This is a genomic window from Leuconostoc sp. BM2 (genome assembly GCF_002095565.1).
Classification (GTDB): Bacteria; Bacillota; Bacilli; order Lactobacillales; family Lactobacillaceae; genus Leuconostoc; species Leuconostoc falkenbergense.
In genome coordinates, this window is sequence record NZ_MOWQ01000016.1 from 24,421 (window position 1) to 35,590 (window position 11,170).

Consider the following 11,170-nt stretch of genomic DNA (forward strand, 5'->3'; position numbering starts at 1 on the left):
AACTTGAAATGATAACTTTTCTCATCTTATTAGTTGTTGACAATATTTTGTGCGTCTTGTATGATATTAAATATTAAGAAATTGGAGGCAACACATCATGCAAAACATGAATCAAACACAAATCTCATCTCAAGCCCTCCTTCTCCTCCTCATGCTGTAAGTCATGACGAGGTTTTTCGCGCTCATGACTAACTGGTAATCAGTTTTCATGGGTGTTGAAATGATGAGTATGTCTATTATCATGATTAACGATTTAAACCCATGAATTTTGATATTCATGGGTTTTTTATTTGCGAAAAAGAAGGTACGCAGAGAAGAGAATTGGAGAAGGAAGAATGAAAAAAATTGTAATTGTTGGGGCAGTATTTGTCGTCGCAGTTGGCGGCATTATTGGATATGGGGTAATGAACCGTCAGTCAGATCAGGCATCATCATCGACTGTAATTAAAATTGGTGGCGTATTTGACACATCAGGTGACGCCTCTTCGTATGGTAAAGCCGAGCAAGATGGGGCTAATTTTGCCATCAAGCAAATCAATGCTAATGGTGGTGTCAAGGTTAAGGGTAAAAGCTACAAATTTAAGATTATCAATAAAGATGCCAAGACGGATAATACAGAAACAGCGTCAGTGACAAGCAACTTGATTAACAATGAAAAAGTGAGTGCAATTGTAGGACCTGTTATCACATCAGGCGTTCAAGCAGCAGTCCCAGTCGCGACACAAGGGAAGACGCCAATGATTTCACCAACTGCCGGCGCTGATAATATTACGATACAAAAAAATGGAAAAGTTCAGCCTTATGTTTTCCGAGCCCAATATAAGAATTCGTTTATGGGCACAAAGATGGCACAATTTGCGACTGAAAATTTGAAAGCCAAGAATGTCGTTATTTTCCAAGATAATTCCTCAGATTATGGGACAGGCATTACAGCTGCGTTCAAGAAAGCATATAAGGGCAAGGTTGTTGACGTTGAGTCCTATCAAGAAGGCAGCAAGGACTTTCAAGCTGTTTTGACCAAGATAAAAGATAAGCAGTTTGATGCTGTGGTTATCAATGGTTACTATACTGAAGGTGGTGCCATTTTGAAGCAAATGCGCGATATGGGCATTAATGTGCCAGTTATTGGTCCTGATGGTATTGGTGATCCTAAAACTGCTGAGATTGCGGGCAACAAAAATACAAGTAATGTTTATTATGCTGCTCATTTCTCAGTTGATGCACCGGCAACCAAAGTGGCAACGCCATTTGCAAAAGCCTACAAGAAAGCCTATGGCAAAGAGCCATCACAGTTTACAGCCTTGGCCTATGATTCGGTTCGCATGATTAAAGCAGCAATTGAAAATGAAAATTCAACAAGTAAGGCGGCGATTACCAAAGGTTTGGCAAATTTGAAGAATTTTGAAGGCGTTACGGGAAAGATGTCGATTGACAAAGACCATAATCCGGTGAAGTCAATGGTGATGGTTGGCATGACTAATGGTAAAGAGTCATCTGCTGTGGTCGTGAAGTAATTCAAGCGTTACACAGAGTTGACGTGTTGATCAAATTTTGAGGTTAAAATGACACTTTTCATTCAGCAAGTAATCAAAGGACTGATGTTAGGCAGCGTTTATGCGTTATTAGCATTAGGCTACACAATGGTTTACGGTATTATCAAATTAATTAATTTTGCACATGGCGATATCTATATGCTTGGTGCCTATTTCGGTTATTTTTTTATCAAAGTGCTACACTTAAATTTCTTCATTGCTTTGATTTTGGCGATGGCAGTCAGCGCGGTGATTGGGGTTTTGATTGAATATATTGCATATCGGCCACTACGTCATTCACCAAGGATAGCGGTGTTAATTTCAGTGCTTGGTATATCATTTTTGCTGGAAAATGGCATGACGTACCTATATGGGTCTGATCAACGTTCTTTTCCGCAAGCTATTAAGACTGTGCAATACCATTTTTATGGGATTCAAGTGTCCAACATTCAACTCATCATTGCCGTGACATCAGTCGTGTTGATGTTATTGCTAACGTATGTTGTCAAACGCACTAAGATGGGTCGGGCAATGCGGGCGGTGTCAGCAGATCCTGATGCTGCAACTTTGATGGGCATCAATATTAATCACACGATTTCATTTACTTTTGCCATTGGATCAGCATTGGCTGCGGCTGGTGGTGTGTTGATTGGACTTTATTACAATAGCATCGATCCTTTGATGGGCATGACACCGGGGTTGAAAGCCTTTGTTGCAGCTGTTTTGGGTGGTATCGGTATTATTCCCGGAGCCGCCGTTGGTGGCTGGCTGATCGGTATATTAGAAACAATGGTACAAGCGACTTCGTTTTCTGCTTATAAAGACGCCGTCGTGTATGCGATGTTAATTGTTATTTTGTTGATAAAGCCGACTGGTATTTTGGGTAAAAACAAGCGGGAGAAGGTGTAATGGATCAAACGCATATTAAATACACATTGTCGTGGGCAGCAATGGCTGCCATGGGCTTCGTTTTGATTTTCATGGCACAAATGGTTGGCTTAATCGGACATTATGGCGTCACAACGATTGTGTTGATCGGCATCAATGTGATTGCGGCATTGGGTTTGAATTTGGTTGTGGGGATATCGGGGCAATTTTCGCTAGGCCACGCCGGATTTATGGCGATTGGGGCGTATGCAACGGCCCTAATTATGGCAGTTATGCCCGGTGTTATGGGCTTTATTGTAGGCATGGTAACTGGTATCGCTGTGAGTGGTATCGTTGCCTTAATCGTTGGGATACCAACTTTACGTTTACGTGGTGATTATCTAGCGATTGCAACGCTAGGATTTGCAGAAATCATTCGTATTGTCATTATGAACTTAAAAATTACTAACGGACCAGCCGGTATTTTTGGTATTGCGCCGTTTGTTAGTTGGCAATTGGTCTATATTTTAGCGGTTATCACGCTAATTATTGTGGTTAATTTTGTCCGTAGTATGCCGGGAAGAGCGATTATTGCAGTACGAGACAATGAAATTGCTGCTGAATCATTAGGTATTAATACGACAAAATATAAGGTTATCGCCTTTGTATTGGGCGCCTTGTTTGCAGCTATGGCTGGTAGTTTACGGGCAAGTTTTATTCAATCTATTGCGCCTAAAGACTATGCATTTATGCAAAGTATTATGATTTTAATCATCATTGTCATCGGCGGGATTGGGTCAATGAGCGGCAAGGTAATTACGGCTATTGCTTTGGGTATTTTAGACACATTGTTACAAAATTTTGGTTCATTACGTATGGTTATTTATTCCGTTATCTTAATTGTCGTGATGTTAATCAGACCGCAAGGCATTTTTGGCAGTCGTGAATTATCTTTAAAAAAATGGCTATTTGATGGAGGAGATGGACATGACACAGACCATACTGAAAACGCATGATTTAAGTATTCGCTTTGGTGGTGTCACAGCAGTTGATCACGTCAATATTGAAGCTTCCGAAAATGAATTAATTGGTTTAATTGGTCCAAACGGCGCAGGTAAAACGACATTATTTAATCTGTTGACCGGCGTTTATCGGCCAACCGAGGGCGATGTGGCCTTGTCTGATGGTCAAAAGTTAGCCATAGTGAATCAGCAATCACCGGCTAAAAGAGCACGATTGGGCATTGCGCGGACGTTCCAAAATATCCGTTTATTTGAAAGCCGTACGGTTTTGGAAAACGTTATGATTGCAATGAATTCGCATACTCGAGCCCACACATGGGACGCGATATTGCGACTGCCATCTTTTTACAAGCATGAAGCGACTTTAAAAAATGAGGCGCGTCAATTATTGTCAATTTTTGATATGTTGGGTGTTCAGGATACTTTAGCTACTAACTTACCGTATGGGCAGCAACGACGCTTAGAGATTGTTCGAGCATTGGCGACTAAACCAAAAATCTTGTTTTTGGATGAACCTGCTGCGGGGATGAATCCTCAAGAAACCGCGGATTTGACTCGCCTTATTAAACAAGTGCAACAGGAATTTAAGATGACCATTATCCTAATTGAGCATGATATGAATTTGGTCATGGCGGTGAGTGAGCGATTGTATGTGCTGGAATACGGTAAATTATTGGCAAGCGGGACACCGGCAGAAATACAGCAAAATGCCGATGTCATCCGCGCATATTTGGGAGAAAACGATACATGAGTGCATTGTTAACTGTTGAAAATTTAAATGTCAGTTATGGCGCAATCAAAGCTGTACAAAATGTCAATTTTACTGTGCATGATAATGAAATTGTGTCGTTAATTGGCGCAAACGGCGCTGGCAAAACGACAATCTTGAGAACTATTTCAAATTTAACCAAACCGACCTCTGGGCACATCAATTTTCAAAATCAAGATATTTTAGGGATGGATTCAGCAAAAATTGTGTCTAGCGGAATTGCCCAAGTACCAGAAGGTAGACGCGTTTTTGCTGGCATGACAGTGCAAGAAAATTTGCAATTAGGTGCCTTTACACGTGATAAAGGCACTAATTTGAAGTCAGAATACGCGCTGATTTACGACCAATTTCCAATTTTAAAGGAGCGGCGTAATCAAGATGCAGCAACTTTATCTGGTGGCGAACAACAAATGTTAGCAATGGGACGCGCGCTAATGGCTAAGCCGAAGTTATTGCTACTAGATGAACCGTCAATGGGATTGGCGCCATTATTTATTGAAAAAATTTTTGATATTATCAAGACTGTCAATGCACAGGGCGTGACAGTTTTAGTAATTGAGCAAAATGCTAATCAAGCGTTGAAGATTGCCGATCGTGGCTATGTTTTAGAAAGTGGTCAAATTACGATGACTGGTACTGGTGCTGAATTACTGGCTTCAGACGATGTGAGAAAAGCTTATTTGGGCGGTTGACGCGATAGTGGCGTGTCAGTCGATATCTAAAACGCTAACACAGTAATGATTGTGTTAGCGTTTTTTTTTAGTGTGATGAAGCACCGAAAACAGCCAGACGTTCTGCCAAACTCGTTTCTACGGCCGTGACGCCGGGTGCTAATAGTTTCCTAGGATCGTAATTTTTACCAATCAAATCTTGATCAGTTAAAATAAAGTCTCTTAGCGCTTGATGGAATGCCAGCTGGGCTTCAGTGTTCACATTGACTTTGGCAACACCCATGCTAATAGCTGCTTTAATTTGATCATCTGGGACACCAGAGCCGCCATGCAAGACAAATGGTACCTGACTGTGTGTCATATTATCTAAAGTAGTTGTTAAGTCTTTGAGGTGAGCGAGGTTTAGCCCTTGCCAATCTTTTGGATAGCGACCATGAATGTTACCAATCCCTGCTGCAAAAAAATCTATTTGCGTTTGTATCATGGCAACCGCATCGTCGATAGGCGCGATTTCACCAGTGCCGATGATACCATCTTCTTCGCCACCAATACTGCCTACTTCAGCTTCAACTGAAATATTTTGTTCATGAGCTAACGCTACAATCTCACGTGTTTTTTCTAAGTTTTCTGCTAACGGTAAGTGTGACCCATCAAACATAACTGATGTAAAGCCAGCTTTGATGGCAGCTTTAGCGGCAGTGTAATCACCATGATCGAGATGAATGGCAATGGGGACAGTAATGCCAAATGATTGGTCAAGGTCGCGCACGATATGAGCAACGGTTTCAAAACCACCCATATATTTAATGGCACCCATCGAAGCAGCGATGATGGTAGGAGCTTGTTTTGCTTGTGCAACACGCAGAATGGCTTGTGTCCATTCAAGATTATTTGTATTAAAGGCGCCGACGGCATAGCCTTGTTGACGTGCTGTTTGAACGATTTCTTTACCAGAAACGATTGTCATGAGTTATTCCCAACTTTCTTTTTTAAATGTTTGATCCGTTTGATGGAGTGAATAGTGATAATTATTATTAACTGAAAAAATTTTATCGCGAATTGAGTCCTGATTGGATTTGGCAACTTCAATTAAAAAATTAACCAGATTTTTTGACCATACCAATTCTTTATCGTGACCATATTGTAACCAAAATGAATCTAATTCGGGATCATCCCAATCATGCGCACCATGATAGGGACGATCATCTAGCAAAATGGCACCAGCAATTTTATTCAAATTTTTTTGGTGTGTCAGAATAACTTTTTTATAAAATGGGCTATCTGGCTGATTGCCAAAGAAATCATTTAACCAACTAATTTTATCTTCCCAAGCACTAGGGTTTTGCCAAGGCGCTGTTGATAAAATGTACATATCATAGTATTTAGACAGGGCATAAATGCTATCAATAGCGTCAGGTAAAGGTGGTAAATTTCGAAAAATGCCAGGAATTTGATCTGGTTTTTTAAACTGATATAGATGCGGCTTATCATTTTCGGCATTTAATACAGGCAAGGTATCAACGATAGTGTTGTCCATATCAATGAATAATTTAAGTTTGATGATAGTATTCTCCTTTGTTGAAAACGCTTACATTTTCGGAATAGACAAAATTATACAGCGTCAGAATAAAAAAATTAAATGTATACCAATTTTATACATTTGATTTTTTGTGAATGCGTTGTGTGATAGTTTTAGAGGTTGAAGTAGGATGATAAAAATGTTGCGACACCATCTTCCTCATTGCTACTGGTGATATCCGTGGCTGCCGATTTAATTAGTGGAATAGCGTTAGCCATGGCTACTGATACAGTGGCGAGTTTAAACATGGATAGATCGTTAGCCTCATCCCCAAAAACAATCAAATCTTTTGAAGTTAGGGATAATTTTTTTAGTAACACTTTGAGTGCAGCGCCTTTACTGACGTTGGTAGGTACAAATTCTAGCAGCGTTCGCCGAGATCTTGTAAATGAAATATTCTTGGTTAACACAGGTGTGTGATTAAGAATATTTTCGAGATAGTTCAATTTGTCTTCTGTTTCGCAGACGACAAATTTGTTAAATGTTAACGTTGTTGGCAAATCAGTGATACTAACTTGCTGATAATGCAGCAGTTTACCAATTAAGTTAACATAGTTAGACTGTCCAAAGTCTGCAATAGAATAGACAATTTCTGGACAAACAATATCAATAGGTAATTTAAGATTATGGATTAAATTGAAAATTTCAGACATATCACTAAGCATAAAACGCTTGTTTAAGAGTGTTTCATTTGTACTAATATTTTTAACCACACCACCATTGAACAAGATGACATAGTCATCATTTTTGCTTAAATCTAGTTGTGTTAAGAAGGGTTGTACATTTGGAAATGGGCGACCGGTTGTTAAAACAATATGATGGTTATCATCATGTAATTTTTTCAAAATCGTAGCATTTTTGTGTGATAGCGTACGGTCGGATTTGAGCAATGTATTGTCCATATCCAAGGCAATTAATTTTGGCGTCATGTTAGGCTTTCCTCTTTCTTGGTAACGTTAATTTGAGATATTACCATTTTTAGTCGGTCAAACTCACTATCCGACAGCTCACTGTCTATCAGAAAAGTAGGTTGTTTCGTCGCAATTTCAGTCGATTCCGTAATAATCAAATCAAACTGATTGGGTTCATTTGACGAGTTTTCAAAATCATTAAGCGAGACAATTGATAGTTCGCATGGTGCAGAACTACTACGTTTGATTAATGTTTCAAAAAGATTTTGACTATAAATTGGGAGCGATGTCACCATCAAAATGTGTAATTTATGAATTTTTTCGTGTGACAAGCTAAAATTGTAAAAAATCATTGCTAGAATGCTAATCTGATCGGTTAGCAGTCCAAAAGGGAATAAACGTTGATACAGTGATCGATTAGTGATTTGACTCAGTGCGTCGGTGACGTATTTTTCAAAGGTTTCATTGTGATATAAGTAGTCATACACGGTAATACTTTGGTACTTAGATGAATACCAAAAGGGCTTGAGCTGTGTTTGTATTTTGCGTGTTAAAACTTCCTGATCAGCTTGACTGATCTTAATATCTGAAGTGAGGACAAAAGCTTTAACGATTTCATGACTGACAACTAAAAGATCTTGAAAGGCACGCGCACTGAAATGGTTATCCTGTTCTTTCGTCACACTCAGTAGTTGCAAGGTTAGAAATAATTTGACGGCGTCTGGCATATCTAATGAAAAATTTGTTTTGGTAATCATTGAGAAGTCATTGATAATATCGTTTTCTTTGCGTTTGGTAAAAGAAACCACGTCAGCGGATGTAAATAAACTTTCCTGTGCAATAGGATCTAGTTCACTATACAGCGAAGCAAGCGTTGAAAAAATAGTTAACGTTAAAGCATTGGAAATTGATATCTTTTTGCCTAGAGAATCTTGATACATGTTTTTCAATTTTTCGCTGATTAATAAAAATTTTGAGTAAGGTATGTGTTTATCCAGTGACCGTATAAAATACGATAGTGCATTCTTATGACTTTGCAGTAAGGCTAGGCCGTTATAGGCATGCACGAATGAGTCGTACAACGGTTCTGAAAACTCAAAACCTGATTTTTTCGAAAAAACTGGTTTAAATGTCTCTCGCTTTTTGAGATCTGATATATCACGGAGAACCGTATTTCTAGAGACAGAAAATAATGTTTGGAAAGCAGATAATGTCCATTTTTTAAGTGGTAGTGCCAAACAAATATCAATAATCAGTTGTCGTTCATAGGAATTAATATAATCATCTGAAGGAACATGAGATAATTTTGCTTTCAAAACGGCAATTTGGCTTTGTGTAATTCTGGTGTTTGGTGCCAAAAAGGGTAGATTTGATGAACGCAAATCAGAATTGGCGCTTTGTAATAAGTAATAGATTTTACGACTAGATAAATTGAGTCGGTTAGACATCGTTTGAACATTTGGGAGCAGATCTTGATTGGCTATGTAGTTAATGAATGTGGTGTAATTCATATTTGGTACGCTCATAATTAGTGTTCCTTTCCAAAACGTATATTCACTTTGATTTTACAATGAGCAAGTGATTGATTACAGTCTCATTCAAGCATTTTCATTGTGAGGTAATGGGACTGTTTATTTTTTTAATTCTCAACCATAATGTAATTGTACCAGCAAATGTAAGCGCATACATTTTAAAAAAGTTTGGAAGAAGGTTTAAAGAAATGGCAAAAGCAACAACAATTCAAGAGGCAACACGAGAAAATTGGATTCAGAATACATTCCCAGAATGGGGTACTTGGTTAAATGAAGAAATTGAACAATCAAAAGTACCCGAAAAGAATTTCCGGATGTGGTGGTTAGCCAATAATGGTATTTGGTTGAAGACACATGAAGACACCAATATTCTAGTTGACCTATGGAATGGTACTGGTAAGCAAACACATGGTTCAGGTTTGATGAAACAAGGACATCAAATGATGAGGATGAGTGGCGTGCAAAAGATGCAACCGAACTTACGTCTACAACCATTCGTTATTGATCCTTATGCTGTTAAAAATGTCGATGCCTTATTGGTGACACATATCCATTCAGATCACCTAGACATCAATACAGCAGCGGCTGTGTTACAAAATAGTGGTCCAGAAACGAAATTTATTGGTCCTCAAGCGGTTGTTGATATTTGGAAAGGTTGGGGAGTTCCTGAAGAACGCACAATTGTTGTTCACCCAGGAGATGAAGTGACCGTGAAGTCGGTTACAATCAAGGCTTTGGAAGCTTTTGATCGAACAGCACTATTAACCGTCGATAACGATGTCACAATCAAAGATTCGCTACCACAAGATATGGACGAAATTGCTGTCAATTATCTGTTTAAAACATCTGGTGGGAATCTATATCACGCCGCCGATTCGCATATGTCAAATATGTTTGCTAAACATGGCAATGAGAATCATGTTGATGTTGAAATTATTAACTATGGTGAGAATCCGCGTGGCATAACGGATAAAGTTACATCAATTGATGTTTTGCGATCAGCCGAGGACCTGAAAGCCAAAGTTGTGATTCCTGTACATTATGATATTTGGTCAAATTTCGACGCTGATCCGCAAGAAATCGTTAAATTATGGGAAATGAAAAAAGACACGCTTAACTATCAATTCCACCCATTTGTATGGCGTGTTGGTGGTAGTTACACTTTCCCAGAAGATCAAAACAAGATTCAATATCATTATGATCGTGGCTTCTCAGATGTCTTTTCAAAAGATAATGATGTGCCATTCCCTTCATTCTTATAAGGAGTAATCAAAATGACAATGCTTAATTACTTTTACGACAACGACTTGGTAAGAATTTACCATGACACGCCATCAAGTTGACGGGAGTCGTTGCGTGTTGCGGGTGAAAATCTCAAAGAAAAGGGAATTATTACCGAGCAATATATTAATGAAATTATTAAAAATGTTGAAGACAATGGCGCCTATATTGTCATTGTACCTGGTGTGGTGATGCCACACGCATTAGCTACGGGACCGGGTGTTTTAGGAACAGGTATTAGTTTCACCAAATTTAATGAAGCTGTTTCGTTTGAAGATGGCAATGTTGAAAAACAAGGGAAGCTATTTTTCACGCTAGCAGCTAAGGATGAAAAGCAACACCTAGAGAATATTCAAAATTTAATGTCGTTATTGATGACAGATGGTGTGATTGAAGCGTTGTCAGATGTTGAATCAATGGACGATTTCGTTCAAGTGATGAATCAATTTGATAAAATCCCTGCTGAACAATGAGGAGAGCATGATGAATAATATATTCGCAGGAATATTAGCTATTTGGGAATTTTTTGCCAATAACATTTTGACTCAACCAGCCTACATGATTGGTTTCATTGTCTTGATTGGTTACATGTTAGAGAAAAAGCCGTGGTATGAAAGTTTGGCTGGTTTTCTAAAAGCCACGATTGGTTACATGATCTTAATTGTTGGATCAAACGGACTGGTAACAAGTTTCCGACCGATACTAACAGGACTGAAAGACCGCTTTCATTTAACGGCAACAGTGATTGATCCTTACTTTGGTCAAAATGCTGTGACAGATGGATTAGAAAAAACGTTTGGCCGTTCATTTGGCGACGTTATGATTCTATTGCTAATCGCCTTTGTCTTTAATATTTTATTAGTAAGATTTTCTAAATATGGTAGATTGCAAGAATTAACCGAACACTGCAAACTGCTGAAAAACCTTTCGTGGTGATTGCCAGTTGAGTGTTTTCATTGGTCTCGCATTGATCCAATGATTAATTTGATCTAATTCTTTGGCGCTA

The 11,170-nt window shown here is 38.7% G+C and carries 10 protein-coding genes and 3 pseudogenes; 8 read left to right on the forward strand and 5 right to left on the reverse strand.

The window, feature by feature from the left end; translation table 11 throughout:
• Positions 1 to 335: 335 nt before the first annotated feature.
• Genes BMG01_RS05855 through BMG01_RS05875 form a run of 5 tightly spaced genes read left to right on the forward strand, consistent with a single transcriptional unit; the run spans position 336 to position 4,882 of the window.
• The gene (locus BMG01_RS05855) at positions 336 to 1,514 is read left to right on the forward strand and encodes an ABC transporter substrate-binding protein (protein WP_004914177.1); all 1,179 of its coding nucleotides are present in this window, start codon (positions 336 to 338) and stop codon (positions 1,512 to 1,514) included.
• Between the two features lie 48 nt (positions 1,515 to 1,562).
• Positions 1,563 to 2,441, forward strand: a complete 879-nt coding sequence (locus tag BMG01_RS05860; RefSeq protein ID WP_004914179.1) for a branched-chain amino acid ABC transporter permease — start codon at positions 1,563 to 1,565, stop codon at positions 2,439 to 2,441.
• On the forward strand, positions 2,441 to 3,415 hold the full coding sequence (locus tag BMG01_RS05865) for a branched-chain amino acid ABC transporter permease (RefSeq protein WP_036068786.1): 975 nt from the start codon (positions 2,441 to 2,443) through the stop codon (positions 3,413 to 3,415). Before BMG01_RS05860 ends, BMG01_RS05865 begins: the two co-directional genes overlap by 1 nt.
• Positions 3,387 to 4,172 (forward strand): ABC transporter ATP-binding protein, encoded by a 786-nt coding sequence (locus tag BMG01_RS05870; protein ID WP_036068787.1) that lies wholly within the window; start codon positions 3,387 to 3,389, stop codon positions 4,170 to 4,172. Before BMG01_RS05865 ends, BMG01_RS05870 begins: the two co-directional genes overlap by 29 nt.
• A complete protein-coding gene (locus tag BMG01_RS05875) occupies positions 4,169 to 4,882 on the forward strand; it encodes an ABC transporter ATP-binding protein (RefSeq protein WP_004914185.1) in 714 nt (237 codons plus the stop codon). Before BMG01_RS05870 ends, BMG01_RS05875 begins: the two co-directional genes overlap by 4 nt.
• A gap of 67 nt (positions 4,883 to 4,949) precedes the next feature.
• Here the strand turns inward: BMG01_RS05875 and fba are convergent, their stop codons facing one another.
• The 4 genes from fba to BMG01_RS05895 all read right to left on the reverse strand — a co-directional run bounded on the left by fba (position 4,950) and on the right by BMG01_RS05895 (position 8,862).
• Positions 4,950 to 5,828, reverse strand: coding sequence for a class II fructose-1,6-bisphosphate aldolase (gene fba / locus BMG01_RS05880; RefSeq protein WP_004914187.1), 879 nt, complete (start codon positions 5,826 to 5,828; stop codon positions 4,950 to 4,952).
• Between the two features lie 3 nt (positions 5,829 to 5,831).
• On the reverse strand, positions 5,832 to 6,398 hold the full coding sequence (locus BMG01_RS05885; RefSeq protein ID WP_004914191.1) for a hypothetical protein: 567 nt from the start codon (positions 6,396 to 6,398) through the stop codon (positions 5,832 to 5,834).
• A gap of 155 nt (positions 6,399 to 6,553) precedes the next feature.
• Positions 6,554 to 7,369 carry a Cof-type HAD-IIB family hydrolase gene (locus tag BMG01_RS05890; RefSeq protein ID WP_004914193.1) on the reverse strand — a complete coding sequence of 272 codons (816 nt, stop codon included), beginning with the start codon at positions 7,367 to 7,369 and terminating at the stop codon, positions 6,554 to 6,556.
• Positions 7,366 to 8,862, reverse strand: a complete 1,497-nt coding sequence (locus BMG01_RS05895) for a hypothetical protein (protein WP_004914195.1) — start codon at positions 8,860 to 8,862, stop codon at positions 7,366 to 7,368. The genes BMG01_RS05890 and BMG01_RS05895 overlap by 4 nt, the downstream gene beginning before the upstream one ends.
• 209 nt (positions 8,863 to 9,071) lie before the next feature.
• Here BMG01_RS05895 and ulaG point away from each other — a divergent pair, with 209 nt between their 5' ends.
• The 3 genes and pseudogenes from ulaG to BMG01_RS05910 form a co-directional block, all read left to right on the forward strand.
• On the forward strand, positions 9,072 to 10,145 hold the full coding sequence (gene ulaG / locus BMG01_RS05900; RefSeq protein WP_004914196.1) for an L-ascorbate 6-phosphate lactonase: 1,074 nt from the start codon (positions 9,072 to 9,074) through the stop codon (positions 10,143 to 10,145).
• Positions 10,146 to 10,157: 12 nt separating this feature from the next.
• Positions 10,158 to 10,637, forward strand: a pseudogene (locus tag BMG01_RS05905) (PTS sugar transporter subunit IIA).
• Between the two features lie 10 nt (positions 10,638 to 10,647).
• Positions 10,648 to 11,055 (forward strand): annotated as a pseudogene (locus BMG01_RS05910) (PTS transporter subunit IIC); the annotation flags it as partial.
• 3 nt (positions 11,056 to 11,058) lie between these two features.
• Here the strand turns inward: BMG01_RS05910 and BMG01_RS10945 are convergent.
• Positions 11,059 to 11,170: pseudogene (locus BMG01_RS10945) on the reverse strand (IS30 family transposase); the annotation flags it as partial.